The organism is Streptomyces natalensis ATCC 27448, assembly GCF_000935125.1.
Classification (GTDB): Bacteria; Actinomycetota; Actinomycetes; order Streptomycetales; family Streptomycetaceae; genus Streptomyces; species Streptomyces natalensis.
This window is the reverse complement of record NZ_JRKI01000019.1, coordinates 1-22425: the sequence shown is the minus strand read 5'-3', so window position 1 is coordinate 22425 and position 22425 is coordinate 1. Positions and strand designations below refer to the sequence as shown.

Genomic DNA, 22425 nt, shown 5'->3' with positions numbered 1-22425 from the left:
GAGGCCACCGGCGCCGATGTGCCGATCGCCGGGCTGAACAGCCGCCTGGAGCAGGTGGACGCCAAAACCTCCAAGCTCGATATGGAATTCGTCCTGGAGGAGAAGATCGCGGCCGACGGCCGGCCCGCCGGTATGGCCGGAACGGTGGACTACGCCACCGATCTGTTCGACCGCGGGACCGCCGCATCGATGGCCGCCCGGCTGGAGCGCCTGCTGCGCGCTATCGTTGCGGATGCGTCGCGGCCGATCGCGGACCTGGACATCCTCACCCCGGACGAGCGCGAGCAGCTCGTCGACACCTGGCCCCGCGCCGTACGGCAGCTGCCCGACGGCACCACCCTGCCGCAGCAGACCCGCCTCTACGTCCTCGACCACGACCTTCAGCCCGTCCCGGCCGGAGTCACCGGCGAACTCCACCTCGCCGGCACCACCCTGGACGGAACCACCCTCAACGGGCAGACGATCACCACCAACGCCTGCCTGCCCGACCCCTTCGGCCCGACCGACTCACTGATCTACCCCACCGGCACCCCGGCACGCTGGACCACCGACGGACACCTCCACCTCACCACCGAAAGCGAAACCCAAGACACCACCTCCACCACGCCGGCCCGACGCCGCAAACCCACCCCCCAAGAAGAAATCCTCAGCGGACTCTTCGCCCACACCCTCAACCTCCCCACCCTCGACATCCACGACAACTTCTTCGACCACGGCGGACACTCCCTCTCCGCCGTACGCCTCCTCAGCCGCATCCGCACCACCTTCGGCGCCGAACTCACCGTCCGCGACCTCTTCGAAGCACCCACCATCGCCGGCATCGCCACCCGACTCAGCGGCGCAGCCCAAGCACGCACCCCCCTCCCCCCCCAACCCCGCCCCCACCACACCCCCCTCTCCTACGCACAACGCCGCCTCTGGTTCCTCCACCAACTGGAGGGACCCAGCGCGACCTACAACGTGCCGATGGTCCTGCGCCTCACCGGCCAACTGCACGTCGACGCACTCCGCGACGCGATCCATGACCTCACCGAGCGCCATGAGTCGCTCCGCACCGTCTTCCCGGAGACCGACGGCAACCCCTACCAGCACATCCTCGAAGGCGACGCCGCCCGGCCGACGGTCGAGGTCGTCACGACCGACGCCGCGCAGCTCGACGCGCACATTGCCGCCGCCGCTCGCCACACGTTCGATCTCACCGGTGAACTCCCGCTGCGGGTATGGGTGTTCAGCACCGGTCAGGAGAACGAGCACACCCTGGTGATCCTCGCGCACCACATCGCCAGTGACGGCTGGTCCATGGGCCCGCTCGCCCAGGACCTCGCCACGGCCTATGCGGCCCGCTGCGACGGCGCCGCCCCGCGGTGGGTGCCGCTGCCGGTGCAGTACGCGGACTACACGCTCTGGCAGCGCGAGACCCTCGGCGACGAGAACGACCCCGACAGCGTCATCGCCGGACAGATCGCCTACTGGCAGCGGCAACTGACCGAACTGCCCGAACAGTTGGAGCTGCCGACCGACCGGCCGCGGCCCGCCGTGGCCAGTCACCGGGGTGACAGCGTCCCGTTCGCCTGGGACGCCGGGCTTCACCACGGCCTCACCCGGCTGGCGCGCGAGCACCAGGTCAGTGTGTTCATGATCGTCCAGGCCGGAATCGCCGCGCTGCTCACCCGGCTCGGCGCGGGCACCGATATCCCCCTCGGCTCCGCCATCGCCGGACGGACCGACGATGCGCTCGACGATCTGGTCGGGTTCTTCGTCAACACGCTCGTGCTGCGTACCGACACCGCAGGCGATCCGTCGTTCGCCGAACTCCTGGGCCGGGTACGGGAGACGGACCTGGCGGCCTACGCCCACCAGGACGTGCCGTTCGAGCGGCTGGTGGAGATCGTCAACCCCACCCGGTCCCTGGCACACCACCCGCTCTTCCAGGTGATGCTCGTCCTCCAGAACGCCTCCGAGGGCGACTTCGCGATGCGGGGACTGGTCGCCACCGAGGACGACGATGTCCACGCGGGGATCGCCAAGGTCGATCTGACCTTCAGCCTCGGGGAGCGGTTCGGTGAGGGCGGCGATGCCGCCGGTATGCAGGGTGTCGTCGAGTTCGCCACCGATCTCTTCGACCGGCGGACCGCGCACACCATCGCCGTACGGCTGGAAGCTCTGCTGAGGGCGGCCGTGGCGGATGCGGCGCGGCCGATCGGAGAGATCGAGATCCTGTCCGGTGAGGAGCGTGAGCTGCTGCTCAACGGGTGGAACGACACCGGCCGCGAGGTCGCGGTGGCCACGCTGCCGGAGTTGTTCGAGGCGCAGGTGGCGCGGACCCCGGACGCCCCGGCGCTGGAGCACCAGGGTGGCCGGTTCACGTACGGCGAGCTCAATGCGCGTGCCAACCGGCTGGCCCGTCTCCTCATCGGCAGGGGCATCGGGCCCGAGCAGATCGTCGCGCTCGCCCTGCCCCGCTCCGCCGATCTCGTCGTCAGCATCCTCGCCGTCCTCAAGGCCGGCGCCGCCTACCTGCCCGTCGACCCGCACTACCCCGCCGACCGGATCGCCTACATCCTCGAGGACGCACGGCCCGCCCTGCTCCTCAGCGATCGGCACACCGTCGCCGGACTGCCGGGTACCGAGCTGCCGACGCTCACCGTCGACACCCTTGACGACGGCGCCCCGGGCGCAACCGACCCGGGCGACGCCGACCGCACCACCGCGCTGCTCCCGGGCCATCCCGCCTACCTCATCTACACCTCCGGCTCCACCGGCCGCCCCAAGGGCGTCGTCGTCTCCCATCAGGCGGTGAACGGTTTCGCGGCCGATGTGGCCGACCGCTGGCAGCTGGCCGGCGACAGCCGGGTGCTCCAGCTCGCCTCGCCGAGCTTCGACCCCTCGGTGTTCGAGATGTGGATGGCGCTCCGGTCGGGCGCCTGCCTGGTGGTCGCGCAGGCGGGGCCGCTCGCGGGTGAGGAACTGGCCGATGTGCTGGACGAGCTGCGCATCAGCCATGCGCAGATGTCGCCTGCGGCGCTGGCGAGCATGCCGGTGCGCCCGCTGCCCCTGCTGCGCACGCTGATCGTCGGCGGTGACTCCGTCCCCGGCGAGGTCGCGGCGCGCTGGTCCGCGGGGCGCGGGATGTTCAACGCCTACGGCCCGACCGAGGCCACGGTGTGGGTGACGGTGAGCGGCCCGCTCTCCGGGGCCCTCGCCCCGGCGATCGGCCGGCCCGGCTGGAACACCCAGGTGTATGTGCTGGACTCCGCGCTGCGGCCGGTGCCGGTCGGGGTGCCCGGTGAGCTGTATGTGGCGGGCGCCCGGCTGGCCCGCGGATATCTGCGCCGCCCCGAGCTGACCGCGTCCCGCTTCGTCGCCAATCCGTTCGGCGCGCCCGGTGCACGGATGTACCGCACCGGCGATCTGGTCGTACGGCGTGCCGACGGCGAGCTGGAGTTCGTCGGCCGCTCCGACGACCAGGTCAAGGTCCGCGGCTTCCGGATCGAGCTCGGCGAGATCCAGAACGTGCTCGTCGCGCATCCGGCGGTCGGCCGGGTCGCGGTGGTCGTACGGGAGGACCGGCCCGGCGACCAGCGCATCGTGGCCTATGTCGTGCCCGCGGAGACGTCCGACGACGGCGTGGACCCGGCCGCCCTGCGGGAGCGGGCGGCGAAGGCGCTGCCGGATTACATGGTGCCGTCGGCGTTCGTCGTGCTGGAGGCGCTGCCGCTGACCCCGAACGAGAAGCTCGACCACAAGGCGCTGCCCGCACCGGAGTTCACCGGCAGCGAGGGCGGCAGAGGTCCGCGCACGGCGCAGGAGGAGATCCTGTGCGGCGTTTTCGCCGAAACCCTCGGCGTGGAGCGTGTGGGCATCGACGACAACTTCTTCGACCTCGGCGGGCACTCGCTCCTGGCGATGCGTCTCATCAGCCGGGTGCGCTCGGCCTTCGGTGTGGAACTCGCCGTCCGCGACCTCTTCGAGGCGCCGACGGTCGCGGGTCTGGCCGAGCGCGTCGGCACCGCGGTGGGCGGCCGTACGGCTCTGGTGCCGATGGAGCGGCCCGAGCGCGTACCGCTGTCCTTCGCCCAGCGCCGCCTGTGGTTCCTGCACCAGCTGGAGGGGCCGAGCGCGACGTACAACGTGCCGATGCGGCTGCGGCTGTCCGGCGGTCTGGACGTTGCCGCGCTGCGCGAGGCGATGGCCGATCTGGCCGGGCGGCACGAGTCCCTGCGGACGGTCTTCCCGGAGGTCGACGGCACCCCGTACCAGCGGGTGCTGGCCGGTGACGCCGCCCGGCCGCCGGTCGAGTGCGTCCGTACCGACGCCGGACAGCTGGAGGAGGCGATCGAGCGGGCTTCCGCACATGCCTTCGACCTGACGGCCGAACTTCCGCTGCGCGCCTGGCTGTTCGAGACCGCGCCGGATGAGCAGGTGCTGTTGCTCCTGGCGCACCACATCGCCGGCGACGGCTGGTCGATGGTTCCGCTCGCCCGCGATCTGGCGACCGCCTATGCCGCACGGAGCAAGGGCGCGGCACCGCAGTGGGCTCCGCTGCCGGTGCAGTACGCCGACTACACGCTGTGGCAGCGCGAGACCCTCGGGGACGAGAGCGACTCCGGAAGCCTGATCTCACGTCAGGTCGCCTATTGGCAAGGTCAGTTGGCCGATCTTCCGGAGCTGCTGGAACTGCCGACCGACCGGCCCCGGCCGACGGAGGCCAGCTACCGGGGCGAAAGTCTCGACTTCTTCTGGGGGTCCGAGCTGCACGAGGGAGTCACCCGTCTGGCGCGTGCGCACCAGTCGAGTGTGTTCATGGTCGTACAGGCGGCCCTGGCGGCGCTGCTGACGCGGCTCGGTGCGGGCACCGACATCCCGCTCGGCTCGCCGACCGCCGGACGCACGGACGAGGCGCTCGACGACCTCGTCGGGTTCTTCATCAACACCCTCGTGCTGCGCACCGACACCTCCGGCAACCCGACCTTCGCCGATCTGCTCGGACGGGTACGGGAGACCGGTCTGGCGGCCTACGCCCACCAGGACGTGCCCTTCGAGCGGCTGGTGGAGATCGTCAATCCGACCCGGTCGCTCGGCTACCACCCGCTCTTCCAGGTGATGCTGAGCTTCGAGGCCGCGTCCGCGGATGTGCCGCTGGCCGGGCTCGACGGCAGCCTGGAGACCACCGGTTCCGCCACCTCGAAGTTCGACCTGGAATTCGGGCTGGAGGAGAAGCTCGCGGCCGACGGCCGGCCCGCCGGTATGGCGGGAACGGTGGACTACGCCACGGACCTGTTCGACCGGGCTTCCGTGGCGGCGATCACCGCCCGGCTGGAGCGCCTGATCCGTGCGGCCGTTGCGGATGCGTCGCGGCCGATCGCGGACCTGGACATCCTCACCCCGGACGAGCGCGAGCAGCTCGTCGACACCTGGCCGCGCGCCGTACGGCAGCTGCCCGACGGCACCACCCTGCCGGAGCAGACCCGCCTCTACGTCCTCGACCACGACCTTCAGCCCGTCCCGGCCGGAGTCACCGGCGAACTCCACCTCGCCGGCACCACCCTGGACGGAACCACCCTCAACGGGCAGACGATCACCACCAACGCCTGCCTGCCCGACCCCTTCGGCCCGACCGACTCACTGATCTACCCCACCGGCACCCCGGCACGCTGGACCACCGACGGACACCTCCACCTCACCACCGAAAGCGAAACCCAAGACACCGCCTCCACCACGCCGGCCCGACGCCGCAAACCCACCCCCCAAGAAGAAATCCTCAGCGGACTCTTCGCCCACACCCTCAACCTCCCCACCCTCGACATCCACGACAACTTCTTCGACCACGGCGGACACTCCCTCTCCGCCGTACGCCTCCTCAGCCGCATCCGCACCACCTTCGGCGCCGAACTCACCGTCCGCGACCTCTTCGAAGCACCCACCATCGCCGGCATCGCCACCCGACTCAGCGGCGCAGCCCAAGCACGCACCCCCCTCCCCCCCCAACCCCGCCCCCACCACACCCCCCTCTCCTACGCACAACGCCGCCTCTGGTTCCTCCACCAACTGGAGGGACCCAGCGCCACCTACAACGTCCCGATGGTCCTGCGCCTCACCGGCCAACTGCACGTCGACGCACTCCGCGAGGCGGTTCATGATCTGGCCCGGCGGCACGAGACCCTGCGGACGGTGTTCCGTGAGGCCGACGGCACGCCCTACCAGCATGTGCTCGAAGGCGAGGCCGCGCGGCCGCTGGTGGAGGTCGTCACGACCGACCGCGAGCAGGTGCGACAGCGGGTGGCCGAGGCCGGGCGGCACGCCTTCGATCTGGTGAACGAGCTGCCCCTGCGGGTGTGGCTCTTCCGGACGGCGCCGGACGAGCACGTACTGCTGCTGCTGGCCCATCACATCGTCAGCGACGGCTGGTCCACGGACCCGCTCTCGCTCGATCTGTCGGTGGCGTATGCGGCGCGGTGCGCGGGTACGGCTCCGCGGTGGGAGCCCCTCCCGGTGCAGTACGCCGACTACACGCTGTGGCAGCGGGAGATCCTCGGTGACGAGAGCGACCCGGAGAGCCTGATCAGCACTCAGGTCGGCTACTGGAAGCGGCAGTTGACCGGAATTCCGGACCGGCTGGAGCTGCCGACCGACCGGCCGCGGCCGGCCGTGGCCGGGTATCGGGGTGAGGACGTCGACTTCTCCTTCGATGCGGAGCTGCACGAGGGGATCATGCGGCTGGCGCGGGAGCACCGGGCGAGCGTGTTCATGATCCTCCAGGCGGGTCTCGCCGCGCTGCTGACGCAGCTCGGTGCGGGCAGCGACATCCCGATCGGTTCGCCGATCGCCGGGCGTACGGATGACGCGCTGGAGGACCTGGTCGGGTTCTTCGTCAACACCCTGGTCCTGCGCACCGACACCTCCGGCGACCCCACGTTCGCCGAGCTGGTGGACCGGGTGCGGGAGACGGATCTGGCGGCCTATGCGCACCAGGACGTGCCGTTCGAGCGGCTGGTGGAGATCGTCAACCCCACCCGGTCCCTGGCGCACCACCCGCTGTTCCAGGTGATGCTGGTGCTGGCCAACAAGGCCGAGGGCGATTTCGCGATGCAGGGGCTGGAGGTCTCCGACGACGACTTCACCTCCTTCGCCGCCAAGTTCGATCTGACCTTCCACATCGCCGAGCAGCACACGCCGGACGGCGACGCCGCCGGGATGAGCGGTGCGCTGGAGTTCGCGACGGACCTCTTCGACCGGTCCACCGCCCGGGAGCTCACCGCCCGGCTGGAGCGGCTGCTGCGGGCCGCCGTCGCGGACGCCACCCGGCCGCTGACGGAACTGGAGGTGCTCGGCGCGGCGGAACGCCACCGGATCCTCGTCGAGTGGAACGACACGGCGCATCCGGTGCCCGCGGCCACGCTGCCGGAGCTCTTCCAGGCGCAGGCGGCGCGTACTCCGCAGGCCGCGGCCGTCGAGGACGGTGCCACGGTGTGGACGTATGCCGAGCTGAACGCCCGTGCCAACCGGCTGGCGCATCATCTCCTGGCCCAGGGCGTCGGCCCGGAGCAGGTCGTCGCGCTCGCCCTGCCCCGCTCCGCCGATCTCGTCACCGCGATCCTGGCCGTCCTCAAGACCGGCGCCGGCTATCTGCCCGTCGACCCGGACCTGCCCGCCGACCGCGTGACGCGGATGCTGGCGAGCGCGTCGCCGGTGGGTGTGCTGACGCACCGGAAGATCGTCGGGGAACTGCCCGAGACGCCGGGGGCGCTGCGGGTGCTGGTCGACGACCCCGCGACCGCCGCTGCGCTGGCGGCCCGGCCGGCCACCGATCCCACGGATGCCGACCGCAGCACCCCGCTGCTGGCCGCCCATCCGGCGTACGTGATCTACACCTCGGGCTCCACCGGCGTCCCCAAGGGCGTGGTGATGCCGGGCGGTGCGATGGTCAATCTGCTGGCCTGGCATGCGCAGGCGGTGCCCGGCGGGCCGGGGCGCCGGGTGGCGCAGTTCACCGCGGTCGGCTTCGACGTGGCGGTGCAGGAGACCCTCTCGGCGCTGCTGCACGGCGCGACCCTGGTGATCCCGCCCGACGACATCCGCCGGGACGCCGCGGCGTTCACGCGCTGGCTGGAGGCGCAGGGGATCAACGAGCTGTACGCGCCCAACCTGGTCATCGACGCGGTGGCCGAGGCCGCCGCCGAGCAGCGCTCGGGTCTGCCCGCGCTGTCGGAGATCGCCCAGGCCGGTGAGGCGCTGGTGCTCAGCGGGCAGTTGCGCGACCTGTACGCCGGGCAGCCGCAGCGGCGGCTGCACAACCACTACGGGCCCACCGAGACCCATGTGGTCACCTCGTATGCGCTGCCCGCGCAGGTCGCCGACTGGCCGTCCGTGCCTCCGCTCGGCGGGCCGATCTGGAACACCCAGGTCTATGTGCTGGATGCGGCGCTGCGGCCGGTGGCGGCGGGCGTGCCCGGCGAGCTCTACCTCGCGGGCAGCCAGCTGGCCCGCGGGTATCTGGACCAGCCGCGGCTGACGGCCGAGCGGTTCGTGGCCAACCCGTTCGGCGAGCCGGGGCGGCGGATGTACCGCACCGGTGACCTGGCGCGCTGGCGGGCCGACGGCAGGCTCGAATACCTGGGCCGGGCCGACGACCAGGTCAAGGTCCGCGGCTTCCGTATCGAGCCCGGTGAGATCGAAACCGTGCTGGCGGCGCACCCGTCGGTGGGGCAGGCCGCCGTGGTGGTCCGTGAGGAGGCGCCCGGCGGGAAGCGGCTGGTGGCCTATCTCGCACCGGCCGGCACGGCGGTGCCGGACACCACCGAGCTGAAGGCGTATCTGGCTGCGCAGTTGCCCGAGTACATGGTGCCGTCCGCCGTGGTGGTGCTGGAGGCGCTGCCGCTGACGCCGAACGGGAAGCTGGACCGGCGGGCGCTGCCGGCCGTGGACTTCGCGGCGGCGGCCACCTCTCGGGCGCCGCGCAACGCGAACGAGGAGTCGCTCGCCGCGATCTTCGCGGCGGTGCTGGATCTGCCCCGGGTCGGTATCGACGACAGCTTCTTCGACCTGGGCGGACATTCGCTGCTGGCCACGAAGCTGATCAACCGGGTGCGTACGGAAATGGGCGTCGAGCTGTCCATCCGGGCGGTGTTCGAGGCGCCGACGGTGGCGGCGCTCGCCGAGCGCGTTGTCGGGTCGAAGAAGAGAGCACGGCCCGCGCTGCGGCCGATGCCGAGGTCTGGGAAGTAATCATGATTCCGCTGTCATTTGCCCAACGCCGTCTGTGGTTCCTTCAGCAGTTCGAGGGCCCGAGCGCGACCTACAACCTGCCGATGCTGCTGCGGCTGACCGGAGAGCTGGACGTCGCCGCGCTGGCCGCGGCGCTCGGTGATGTCGTCGAGCGTCACGAGAGCCTGCGCACGGTCTTCCCGGAGGCCGACGGCACGCCCTTCCAGCAGGTCCTGCCGGCCGAGGAGGGCCGGACGGACCTGGAGGTCGTCACCTGCGCCCCCGAGGAGCTGGAGGAGGCCCTGCAAACGGCGGCCGAGCACGCCTTCGACCTGACGACGCAGACGCCGCTGCGGACCTGGCTGTTCACGACCGGTCCGGGCGAGCACGTCCTGCTGCTGCTCGCCCACCATGTGGCGGCCGACGGCGGTTCGCTGGCCCCGCTGATCCGCGATCTGACGCAGGCGTACACCGCCCGGCGCGCGGGCGGGGCGCCGCAGTGGGAACCGCTGCCGGTGCAGTACGCCGACTACACCCTCTGGCAGCGCGAGGTCCTCGGCGACGAGGACGACCCGGACAGCCTGATCTGTGAGCAGGTCGCCTTCTGGCAGCAGACGCTGGAGGGCCTGCCGGACGAGCTGGAGCTGCCCACCGACCGGCCCCGCCCGGCCGTGGCCAGCTACCGGGGCGACAGCGTCGCACTGTCCTGGGACTCCGAACTCCACGCGGGGCTGACCCGGCTGGCGCGCGAGCACCGGTCGAGCATGTTCATGGTCATGCAGGCGGCCCTGGCAACGCTGCTGACGCGGCTCGGTGCGGGCACCGACATCCCGATCGGTTCGCCGATCGCCGGGCGTACGGACGATGCGCTGGAGGACCTGGTCGGGTTCTTCGTCAACACCCTGGTCCTGCGCACCGACACCTCCGGCGACCCGACCTTCGCCGAACTCCTGGGCCGGGTACGGGAGACGGACCTGGCGGCCTACGCCCACCAGGACGTGCCGTTCGAGCGGCTGGTGGAGATCGTCAACCCCACCCGGTCCCTGGCGCGGCATCCGCTGTTCCAGGTGATGCTGGTGCTCCAGAACAACGACAAGGCCGATCTGGAACTGCCGGGTCTGCGGGTCGACTTCGACGGCGTCGACACCGGAGTGGCGAAGTTCGACCTCTCCTTCGACCTGGAGGAGCGGCTGGGCGCGTCGGGGGAACCCGAGGGCATCGACGTCGACGTCGAGTTCGCCACCGAGCTGTTCGACCGGGAGACCGTCGAGGTGCTGGTGGCCCGCCTGGAGCGGCTGCTGCGCGCGGTGGTGGCCGATGCCTCGCGCACGGTCGGCGAGTTGGAGGTGCTGGCCGGCGAGGAGCGGGTCCGGCTGCTCGACGGCTGGAACGACTCGGCGCTCAAGGTTCCGGACGCGACGCTGCCGGAGCTGTTCGAGGACCGGGCCGCCCGGACGCCCGGCGCCACCGCGGTGCTGTGCGGTGCGGACGCGCTGTCGTACGCCGAGCTGGACGCGCGGGCCAACCGGCTCGCCCGGCTGCTGCTCACCCGCGGCGTGGGGCCGGAGAGCTATGTGGCGGTGGCGCTGCCCCGCACGGTGGAGCTGCCGGTCGCGCTGCTGGCCGTGGCCAAGACCGGTGCGGCTTATCTGCCCGTCGACCCGGAATACCCGGCCGACCGCATCGAGTACATCTGCTCGGACGCGCGGCCGGTGTGCGTGCTCGCCGACACGAGCACGGCGGCGAAGCTGCCGGTGGACGCCGGTGCGCTGGTGGTCGTCGACGACGCGGCGACCCGGGCCGCGCTCGCCGCGCTGCCGGACGCCGGTCTGACGGCGCAGGAGCGGCCGGGCCCCCGCTCGGCGGACCACCCGGCCTATGTCATCTACACCTCCGGTTCGACGGGCCGCCCCAAGGGCGTGGTGGTCTCGGCCGGCAATCTGCGCAACTTCCTTGCCGCGATGGAGGAGTGGGTCGCGCCGACACCGGCCGACCGGCTGCTGGCGGTCACCACCGTCGCGTTCGACATCGCCGGTCTGGAGCTGTATCTGCCACTGGTCCATGGTGCGGCGGTGGTGCTCGCCACCTCCGAGCAGGTCCGCGATGCGGCGCTGCTGGCCGATCTGGTGACGTCGGCCGGTGTGACCGTCATGCAGGCCACGCCCTCGCTCTGGCAGAGCCTGGTCGCCGAGCGCCCCGAGGCGCTGCGCGGGCTGCGGCTGCTGGTCGGCGGCGAGGCGCTGCCCGCGCCGCTGGCGCACCGGATGGCACAGCTGGGGGCGAGCGTCACCAATCTGTACGGCCCCACGGAGACGACCATCTGGTCGGCGGCCGCGCGGGTCGGTGCCGAAGGGGCCCCGCCCATCGGGCGGCCGATCGGCAACACCCAGGTCTATGTGCTGGACGCGGGGCTGCGGCCGGTGCCGGCCGGGGTGCCCGGTGAGCTCTACCTCGCGGGCCACGGTGTGGCGCGCGGCTATCGGGGGCGGCCGGATCTGACGGCGGAGCGCTTCGTGGCGAATCCGTTCGGCGCGCCGGGTACGCGGATGTACCGCACCGGTGATCTGGCGAAGTGGCGGGCGGACGGGCAGCTGGAGTTCGTCGGCCGGGTCGACCACCAGGTGAAGGTCCGTGGCTTCCGGATCGAGCTGGGGGAGATCGAGTCCGCCCTCGCGGCGCATCCGGCCGTCGGCCAGGTCGCGGTGATGGTGCGCGAGGACCGGCCGGGCGACCAGCGCATCGTGGCGTATGTGGTGCCGTCCGGCGGCGGTGCGGCGCCGGACGCGGCGGACGTGGTGAAGACCGCGGCCCGCACGCTGCCGGAGTACATGCTGCCGTCCGCGTGCGTGGTGCTGGACGCCTTCCCGCTGACCCCCAACGGGAAGCTGGACCGGCGGGCCCTGCCGGCGCCGGGCCCCGCGGAGGCGGGCGCTCTCCAGGAGCCGCGCGATGCGCGGGAGGAGATCCTGTGCGGTCTGTTCGCGGAGGTCCTGGGCCTGGAGCGGGTCGGGACCGACGACAACTTCTTTGCGCTGGGCGGACATTCGCTGCTGGCGACGCGGCTGGTCAGCCGGGTGCGGACGGTCTTCGGGGTCGAGCTGGCGGTCCGGGACCTGTTCGAGGCGCCGACGGTGGCCGGGCTGGCCGGCCGGTTCGACGGCGCGGGGCGGGCCCGTGCGGCGCTGGAGCCGATGGAGCGGCCCGAGCGGGTGCCGCTGTCGTTCGCGCAGCGGCGGCTGTGGTTCCTGCACCAGCTGGAGGGGCCGAGCGCGACGTACAACGTGCCGCTGGTGCTCCGGCTGACCGGTGCGCTGGACGTCGAGGCGCTGCGCGCGGCGATGGCGGATGTGGCCGGGCGGCACGAGTCCCTGCGGACCGTCTTCCCCGACCTCGACGGCACGCCGTACCAGCTGGTGCTCGAAGGCGACGCCGCCCGGCCGGTGGTCGAGGTCGAGCGGACCACCGCGGACCGGGTGGACGGGCGGCTGGCCGAGGCGGCCCGGCACCCCTTCGCGCTGACGGCCGACATCCCGCTGCGGGCCTGGGTGTTCACCACCGCTCCCGACGAGCACGCCCTGCTGCTGCTGATGCACCACATCGCCAGCGACGGGGCCTCGTTCGCCCCGCTGATCGACGATCTGTCGGTGGCGTACACGGCGCGGTGTGCGGGTGCGGCGCCCCAGTGGGATCCGCTGCCGGTGCACTACGCGGACTACACGCTGTGGCAGCGTGCCGCGCTGGGGGACGAGCACGATCCGCAGAGCCTGATCTCCGCGCAGACCGGCTTCTGGCAGCGGACGCTCACCGGGCTCCCCGACCAGCTGGAGCTGCCCACCGACCGGCCCCGCCCGGCGGTGGCCGGACACCGCGGTGACGCCGCCGCGTTCTCCTGGGACGCGGAGCTGCACGAGGGCGTCGCCCGGCTGGCGCGGCAGCACGGGTCGAGCGTGTTCATGGTGCTCCAGGCGGGTCTGGCGGCGCTGCTGACCCGGCTGGGCGCGGGCACCGACATCCCGATCGGCACCCCGGTCGCCGGGCGCACCGACGAGGCGCTGGAGAAGCTGGTCGGCTTCTTCGTCAACACCCTGGTCCTGCGCACCGACACCTCCGGCGACCCCACGTTCGCCGAACTCCTGGGCCGCGTACGGGAAACGGACCTGGCGGCCTACGCCCACCAGGACGTGCCCTTCGAGCGGCTGGTGGAGATCGTCAACCCCGTACGGTCGATGGCGCATCACCCCCTGTTCCAGGTGATGCTGGTGCTTCAGAACACCGAGGACGGGGAGTTCGAGCTGCCGGGCCTCCAGGTCGGGACGGAGGACGTGGCCACGGGGGCCGCCAAGATCGACCTGGCCTTCAACATGGAGGAACTGCGCACCGACGAGCGGGCGTTCGCGGGGCTGGCGGGAACGGTGGAGTTCGCCACCGACCTCTTCGACCGGTCCACCGCCGAGCAGCTCGCCGCCCGGCTGGAACGGCTCCTGCGGGCCGCGGTGGCGGACGCCGCCCGTCCGCTGACGGAGCTGGACGTGCTCGGCGCGACGGAACGCCACCGGATGCTCGTCGAGTGGAACGACACCGCGCAGCCCGTCTCCGCCGCCCCGCTGCCCGAGCTGTTCCAGAGCCAGGCGGCCCGCACCCCCGACGCCCCCGCGGTCGAGCACGGCGCCACCGTCCTGACGTACGCCGAGCTCAACACCCGCGCCAACCGGCTGGCGCACCGTCTGATCGCCCGGGGCATCGGGCCGGAGGACATCGTCGCCCTGGCCCTGCCGCGCTCCGCCGACCTCGTCACGGCCATCCTCGCCGTCCTCAAGACCGGCGCCGCCTATCTGCCCGTCGACCCCGGCTACCCGGGCGAGCGCATCGCCTACATGCTGGAGGACGCGGCGCCCGTCGCCGTGGTGACGGACCGCGCGAGCGGCCGGGCGCTGCCGGGGACCCACGTCCCGGTGCTGACCGTGGAGGACGCGGCGGACGGCGCGGTGGACGGCGCGGCGTACGACCCCTCGGACGCCGACCGGACCACGCCGCTGCTGCCGGGGCACCCCGCCTACGTCATCTACACCTCCGGTTCCACCGGCCGCCCCAAGGGCGTCGTCGTCGCGCACAGCGGGATGGCGGGCTTCGCCGCCGACAAGATCGAGCGGTGCGGGGTCGAGGCGGGCAGCCGGGTGTCGCAGCTCGCCTCGCCCAGTTTCGACGCCTCGGTGCTCGAACTGTGGCTGGCGCTGCTGTCCGGCGCCTGTCTGGTGATTCCGCAGGGCGGTCCGTTCGCCGGTGAGGCACTGGCCCGGGTCCTTGCGGACCTGCGGATCAACCATGCGCCGATGGCCGCGGCGGCGCTGGCCAGCATGCCCGCGCAGGCGCTGCCCGAGCTGCGGTCGCTGGCCGTGGGCGGTGACGCGTTCACCGGTGAGGTCGTCGGCCGGTGGGCGCCGGGGCGGCGGATGTTCAACGGATACGGTCCGACCGAGGCGACGGTGTGGGTGACCTCCAGCGCCCCGCTGACCGACCCGGTCGCGCCGCCGATCGGCCGCCCGGTCCTGGGCACCCAGGTCTATGTCCTGGACCCGTCGCTGCGGCCGGCCCCGGTGGGTGTGCCGGGCGAGCTGTACGTGGCGGGCAGCCAGCTGGCCCGCGGGTATCTGCGGCGTCCCGGGCTCACCGCCGGGCGCTTCGTCGCCAACCCCTTCGGGGCACCGGGCAGCCGGCTGTACCGCACGGGCGACCTGGTCAAATGGCGTGCCGACGGTGAGCTGGAGTTCCTGGGCCGGGTCGACCGCCAGGTCAAGATCCGGGGCTTCCGCATCGAGCTGGGTGAGATCGAGAACCTCCTCGCCGCCCACCCCGCCGTCGGCCAGGCGGCCGTCATCGTGCGCGAGGACCGCCCCGGGGACAAGCGCGTCGTCGCCTATCTCGTCCCGGACGAGGACGGCACCCGGATCGACGTCGGCGAGCTGCGGGCGCATCTGGCCGGACAGCTGCCCGACTACATGCTGCCCGCGGCGCTGCTCGTGCTGGAGGCGCTGCCCCTGACGGCCAACAGCAAGCTGGACGTGGAGCGGCTGCCCGCGCCGGACTTCGCGGCGCTGGCGGGTGACCAGGAGCCGCGTACGCCGCGCGAGGAGACGCTGTGTGCGCTCTTCGCCGAGGTGCTGAACCTGCCACGGGTCGGGGTCACCAGCAGCTTCTTCGAGCTGGGCGGCGACAGCATCCTGTCGATCCAGCTCATCTCGCGGGCCCGTAAGGAAGGCATCGCGCTCACCGCGCGGGAGATCTTCCAGCACCAGACGGTCGAGGCGCTGGCGGCGCTGACGGCCGACGTTCCGTCCGGGGCCGCCGACGGCGACCCGGACGCCGGGATCGGGACGCTGCCGCCGACGCCGATCATGCACTGGCTGCGGGAACTGGACGCTCCGGTCGCCGGCTTCAACCAGTCCATGATGGTGCAGGTCCCGGCGGACCTGGGAGAGCAGCGGCTGACCGACGCGGTCCAGGCGCTGCTCGATCACCACGACGCGCTGCGCCTGCGGGTGCCCGCGACCCCGGCGCCGGACGCCGCGGGCGCGCCGGTCTGGCACCCCGAGGTCATGCCGCGGGGCAAGGTGGCGGCCGGGGACTGTGTGCGCCGTGTCGACGCGGCGGGGGTGGCCGGCGACGGTCTCACCGCGCTGATGGCCGCGGAGGGCGACCGGGCCGTGGCCCGGCTCGCACCGGCCGACGGAGCCATGGTGCAGGTGGTGTGGTTCGACCGCGGGCCCGGCGAAGCGGGCCGACTGCTGCTGGTGCTGCACCATTTGGTCGTCGACGGGGTGTCCTGGCGCATCCTGCTGCCCGATCTGACCGCCGCCTGGGAAGCGCTGGCGGCCGGCCGGACTCCGGAGCTGGAGCCCGCCGGGACCTCCCTGCGGGAGTGGTCACAGCGGTTGACGGCCGCGGCGCAGCATCCGGACCGGCTCGCCGAACTGCCGGTGTGGCGGGAGGCCCTGCGGACGCCGGAGCCCGTCATCGGCGGCCGGGCGCTGGATCCGGTCCGGGACCGGGGAGACGCCACCCGCTCGCTGACCCTCACCCTTCCCGCGGACCTCACCCGGCCGCTGCTGACGAGCGTGCCGGGCGCGTTCCACGCCGGGGTCAACGACGTCCTCCTGGCCGGCCTGGCGCCGGCCGTCGTGGAGTGGCGGCAGCGGTGGGGCGCCGGCGGCGGCCAGGTGCTGATCGACCTGGAGGGCCACGGCCGGGAGGAGATCGTCCCGGGTGCGGATCTGACCGGTACGGTCGGCTGGTTCACCAGCATGTATCCCGTACGCCTCGACCCCGGGCCGTACGACCGGGCCGAGGTGTGGGCCGGCGGGCCCGGGATGGGCCGGCTGGTGAAGCTGATCAAGGAACAGCTGCGGGCCTTCCCCGACAACGGCATGGGCTTCGGGCTGCTCCGCCATCTGAACCCCGCCACGTCCCGGGAGCTGTCGGGTCTCGGGAAGCCGCAGATCGGCTTCAACTACCTGGGCCGGTTCGCCGCCTCGGAGGAGACCACGGCCGCGGACTGGGACATGGCGCCGGACGCCGCGCTGCCGTCGGGCCACGACCCGCGGATGCCGGTGACCCATGCCCTGGTCGTCAACGCGGTGACCGAGGACCACGCCGACGGCCCACGCCTGTCCGCGACCTGGAACTGGCCCCGGGACCTGCTGTCGGAACACGACGTACGCGCCCTCGCCGAGAGCTGGTTCGCGGCGCTGACGGCGCTGGTCACCCACTGCGAGGGCCGGGACGCCGGTGGACACACCCCGTCCGACCTCTCCCTCGGCTCGCTGAGCCAGGACGAAATCGACGAACTCGAAGCCGAATTGGAAATGCCGTGAAGACTCAGTCCGCACTCGAGGACGTCCTGCCGCTGGCGCCGTTGCAGGAAGGATTCCTGTTCCACGCGCTCTACGACGGGCAGGCGCCCGACATCTACAACGTGCAGCTCGTCCTGCGCATCGAGGGCGACGTGGACACCGCCGTACTGCGCCGGTCCGTCGACGCCCTGCTCACCCGGCACGCCAATCTGCGGGCCGGCTTCCGTACCCGCAAGAACGGCCAGCCGATCCAGGTGATCCACCGTCAGGTGCCGGTGCCGCTGCGGGAGGCCGCGCTCACCGAGGAGGGGGAGACGGAGCGCGAGGCGGAGCTGGAGCGGCTGCTGGCCGCCGACCGCGCGGAGCGCTTCGACCTGGCCCGGCCGCCGCTGCTGCGACTGACCCTGGTACGCCTGGCCGACCGGCGCCACTGCCTGGCCCTGACCGCCCATCACATCCTGCTCGACGGCTGGTCCACGCCCCTCGTGCTGGACGAGCTGTTCACCCTCTACGCCCAGCAGGGCAGCCCCGCCGGACTGCCCCGGGCCACCCCGTACCGCGACTACCTGGGGTGGCTGGCCAAACAGGACCTCGGCGCATCCGAACGTGCCTGGCGGCAGGCGCTGGCGGGCCTGGACGGGCCGACCCGGGTGGCGGACACCGCGGACCGGACCCCGGCGCTGCCCGAACGCGTCCGGCGCGAGCTGTCCGAGGAGTTCACCGCCGAGCTGACGGCCGCGGCCCGCAGCCGCAGGCTGACGATGAACAGCGTGCTCCAGGGCGCCTGGGCGGTGGTCCTCGCCCAGCTGACCGGGCGCAACGACGTGGTGTTCGGCACGACGGTCTCCACCCGCCCGGCCGAACTCCCCGGTTCCGAGGCGATGATCGGGCTGTTCATCAACACCGTCCCGGTACGGGCCCGGCTGACGCGGGAGCGGTCCTTCCTGGACAACCTGGTCCGCTTCCAGGAGGAGCAGAGCGCACTGCTCCCCCACCAGAACCTCGGCCTCGGCCGGATCCAGCAACTGGCCGGCGAGGGCGACCTCTTCGACACCACCACGGTGTTCGAGAACTACCCGCTCGGCGCCGGCGACGACGAGGCGCCCGTGGCGGGACTGCGGCTCACCGAGGCCGACGGCCGCGATGCGACGCACTACGCCCTGAACCTGGTCGGCGACCAGCTGGGCGGTCAGCTGACCCTGCGCCTCGACTACCGCGCCGACCTGTTCGCCCGGGACACCGCGGAGGCCGTCGTGGCCCGGGTCGAGCGGCTGCTGGAGTCGGTCGTCCGGGAACCCGACATGCCGCTGGGCCACCTCGCCCTGACCGGCGCCGGGGAGCGCGACCGGCTCGACGCCTGGAACGCCACCCGGCACGAGGTCCCCGCGACGACGCTGACCGCCCTCTTCGAGGCGCAGTGCGCCACGACCCCCGGGGCCGCGGCGGTGGTGTGCGAGGACACCACCCTCACCTACGCGGAACTCGACGAGCGGGCCAACCGCCTCGCCCACCTGCTGACCGCCCGCGGCGCCGGCCCGGAGCGGCTGGTGGCGCTGGCCCTGCCCCGCTCGGCGGAGATGATCGTGGCGCAGCTCGCCGTGCTCAAGAGCGGTGCGGCCTACCTCCCTCTGGACCCCGGCCACCCCCGGGACCGGATCGCCTTCACCCTCACCGATGCCGCCCCGGGCCTGGTCCTCACGACCGGGGATGCGGCCGCCGTCCTGACCGGCGTCCCGCTCCCGCAGCTGGTGCTGGACGCCGCGGACACCCGCGCCGCGCTGTCCGCACAGCCCGCCACCGCCCCGGCCCGGCCGCCGTATCCGCCCAACCGTCCCGCGTACGCCCTCTACACCTCGGGGTCCACCGGCACTCCCAAGGGCGTCGTCGTCGAGCACGGTGCGCTGGTCAACCACATGTCCTGGATGGCCGACGCGTTCCCGCTCGACGCGCAGGACACTGTCCTGGCCCGGACCGCGTTCACCTTCGACGCCTCGGTCTGGGAGGTCTGGCTGCCCCTGCTGCGCGGCGCCACGCTCTGCATCGCCCCCGAGGCCATCTCCCGGGAGCCGGAGCGGCTCGTCGCCCATATCCGCCAACACGGCGTCACCGTCGCCCAGTTCGTGCCCTCGCTGCTGGCCGTGATGGCCGATGCGGCGGCCGGCGACGACCTGCCCCTGAAGCGGGTCTTCGCGGGCGGCGAGCCCCTGCCGCCCGCCCTGGCCGCGCGGACGGCCGAGACCTGGGGGGTGAGCGTGCACAACCTCTACGGGCCGACCGAGTCGACCGTGCAGATCACCACCCACGCCTTCGACCCCGATGCGGACACCGGCGCGGTACCCCTCGGCGGCCCCGTCTGGAACACCCGCCTCCATGTCCTGGACGCCGCCCTGACCCCCGTACCGGTGGGCATCCCGGGCGAGTTGTACGTCGCGGGCGACCAGCTGGCGCGGGGGTACCTGGGCCGACCCGACCTCACCGCCGGCCGTTTCGTCGCCGACCCCTTCGGCGCGCCGGGCACCCGGATGTACCGCACCGGCGATGTGGTGAAGCGACGCACGGACGGGCTGCTGGAGTTCGTCCGCCGCGCCGACGACCAGGTGAAGATCCGGGGTCTGCGCATCGAGCAGGGCGAGATCGAAGCCGTCGTCACCGGCCATCCCGGGGTGCGGCAGGCGGCGGTGGTCGTCCGCGAGGACCGGCCGGGTGACCAGAGGCTCGTGGCCTACGTCGTCCCCGTCCACGGGGGTGACACGCCCCTGGCCGGACTGCGCGAACACGCCGCACGCGCACTGCCCGACTACATGGTCCCCACCGCCTTCGTCACCCTCGACGCGCTGCCCCTCACCCCCAACGGCAAGCTCGACCGGCGCGCGCTGCCCGCCCCCGACGTCCTGCCCACCACCGCCTCCCGGCGCCCGCGCGACCCCCGGGAGGAGATCCTGTGCGGCCTGTTCGCCGAGGTCCTGGGCGTGGAACGGGTCGGCGCCGACGACAACTTCTTCCACCTCGGCGGGCACTCGCTCCTCGCCATGCGCCTGATCAGCCGGGTCCGCACCGTCCTGCGCGTGGAACCCGCCGTCCGGGACCTGTTCGAGGCACCGACCGCGGCCGGACTGGCCGCCCGACTGGACCAGGTCGCCGGGGCCCGCGCGGCGCTGGCGCCGGTGGCGCGTCCCGAGCGGGTGCCGCTGTCGTTCGCGCAGCGACGGCTGTGGTTCCTCCACCAGTTGGAGGGGCCGAGCGCGACGTACAACGTGCCGATGCCGCTGCGACTGTCCGGTGACCTCGATGTCGAGGCCCTGCGCACGGCGATCCACGACCTCACCGAACGCCATGAATCCCTGCGCACCGTCTTCCCCGCCACCGACGGCACCCCCTACCAGCACATCCTCGAAGGCGACGCCGCCCGGCCGACCATCGAGGTCGTCCACGTCAGTGAGGACGACCTCGACACCGCCGTCGACCAGGCCATCTCCCACACCTTCGACCTCACCACCGACCTCCCCCTACGCGCCTGGGTCTTCACCCTGAGCACCGACGACCACCTCGTCCTCCTCCTCGCCCACCACATCGTCAGCGACGGCGCCTCCCTCGCACCCCTCGTCAACGACCTGTCGGCCGCCTACACCGCCCGCCGCGAAGGAACACCACCACAGTGGGCACCGCTCCCGGTCCAGTACGGCGACTACACACTGTGGCAGCGCGAAGTCCTCGGCGACGAAAACGACCCCGCCAGCGTCATCGCCGCACAGATCGACTACTGGAAGCACCAACTGACCGCACTCCCCGAGCAGTTGGAACTCCCCACCGACCGCCCGCGACCCGCCGTCGCCACCCATCGCGGCGAGAGCGTCGAGATGGAGCTGGACGCCGAGGTGCACCGCGGCATGGTCCGGCTCGCGCGGGAGCACCAGGTCAGTGTGTTCATGATCGTCCAGGCCGGTATCGCCGCGCTGCTCACCCGCCTCGGGGCCGGCACCGACATCCCCATCGGCTCGCCCATCGCCGGACGCACCGACGACGCGCTGGAGGACCTGGTCGGCTTCTTCGTCAACACGCTCGTGCTGCGCACCGACACCTCCGGCAACCCGTCGTTCGCCGAACTCCTCGGCCGCGTACGGGAAACGGACCTGGCGGCCTATGCCCACCAGGACGTGCCGTTCGAGCGGCTGGTGGAGATCGTCAACCCCACCCGCTCCCTGGCGCACCACCCGCTCTTCCAGGTCATCCTGACCTTCCAGAACAGCAGTGACCTCGAACTCGACCTGGCCGGGCTGTCGGTCCGGGACCATGCGCTGGATGCGGCGGCGGCCAAGTTCGACCTGTCGTTCGCGCTGGAGGAGCAGCACGACGGGGCGGGTGCGCCCGCGGGGATGCGGGGGTTCGTGGAGTTCGCCACCGATCTCTTCGACCGCGGGAGCGCCCAGGCGATTGCTGCCCGGCTGGAGCGCCTGCTGCGGGCGGCGGTGGCGGACGCCTCTCGTCCGCTCGCGGAGATCGACATTCTTGCGGCGGAGGAGCGGGAGCAGCTGGTCAACGGCTGGAACGCCACTGGCCGCGATGTCCCCGATGCGACGCTTGCCGAGCTGTTCGAGGCCCAGGTGGCGCGCACCCCGGACGCCCTGGCGCTGGAGCACGAGGGTGCCCGGCTGACGTACGCCGAGCTCAACACCCGAGCCAACCAGCTCGCCCACCACCTGATCGCCCAGGGCGTCGGCCCGGAGCGGTTCGTTGCCATCGCGCTGCCCCGTTGCGTCGAGGCTGCGGTGGCGATCCTTGCCGTCACCAAGGCGGGAGCTGCATATCTGCCCATCGACCCGGACTACCCCGTCGACCGGATCGCCTACGTCCTTGGCGATGCGCGGCCCGCACTGCTCATCACCGACGAGAAGACCGCCGGGCGGATACCCGACACCGGCCTGACGCTCATGACAATCGAGGCAACGGACACCCGCGGCCTCCCCGTCACCAACCCGACGGATGCGGACCGGGTGAGCGAGGCCAAGACCTCCCACCCCGCGTTCGTCATCTACACCTCCGGTTCGACCGGGCGGCCCAAGGGCGTCGTTGTCGAACACCGATCGCTGAACCTGTATCTGTCCTGGGCGCACGCCGCCTACCCCGCGATGAGCGGACGGGCACTGGTCCACTCCCCCCTCGCCTTCGACCTCACCGTCACCGGCCTGCTCGGGCCCCTGACGCTCGGTGGGTGCGCACACCTCACCGACCTGGACGAGGGCGCTACGCCGCAACTCGACCAGCGCCCCACCTTCGTCAAAGCCACCCCCTCACACCTGACGCTCCTCAAAAACCTTCCCGCCGACGTCTCCCCCACCCAGCAACTCGTCCTCGGCGGCGAAGCACTCCTCGGCGA

General features: G+C 72.4%; 3 protein-coding genes. All 3 read left to right on the top strand.

Translation table 11 applies throughout. The features are described from left to right. The first annotated feature begins 18 nt into the window (after positions 1–18). Positions 19–9225, top strand: coding sequence for a non-ribosomal peptide synthetase (locus SNA_RS42230; RefSeq protein ID WP_206742961.1), 9207 nt, complete (start codon positions 19–21; stop codon positions 9223–9225). A 2-nt stretch (positions 9226–9227) separates the two neighbouring features. Beyond that, positions 9228–17072: a non-ribosomal peptide synthetase gene (locus tag SNA_RS13885; RefSeq protein ID WP_044365246.1), complete on the top strand. Its 7845-nt coding sequence runs from the start codon at positions 9228–9230 to the stop codon at positions 17070–17072. Further along, the coding region (locus SNA_RS13880) for a non-ribosomal peptide synthetase (protein ID WP_198535037.1) at positions 17069–22425 on the top strand (5357 nt) is incomplete at its 3' end. The genes SNA_RS13885 and SNA_RS13880, both read left to right, overlap by 4 nt.

Bases quoted from the DNA above. Each gene is read 5' to 3' on its own strand.
- SNA_RS13885 (WP_044365246.1), top strand. From the start codon at position 9,228: ATGATTCCGCTGTCATTTGCCCAACGCCGTCTGTGGTTCCTTCAGCAG.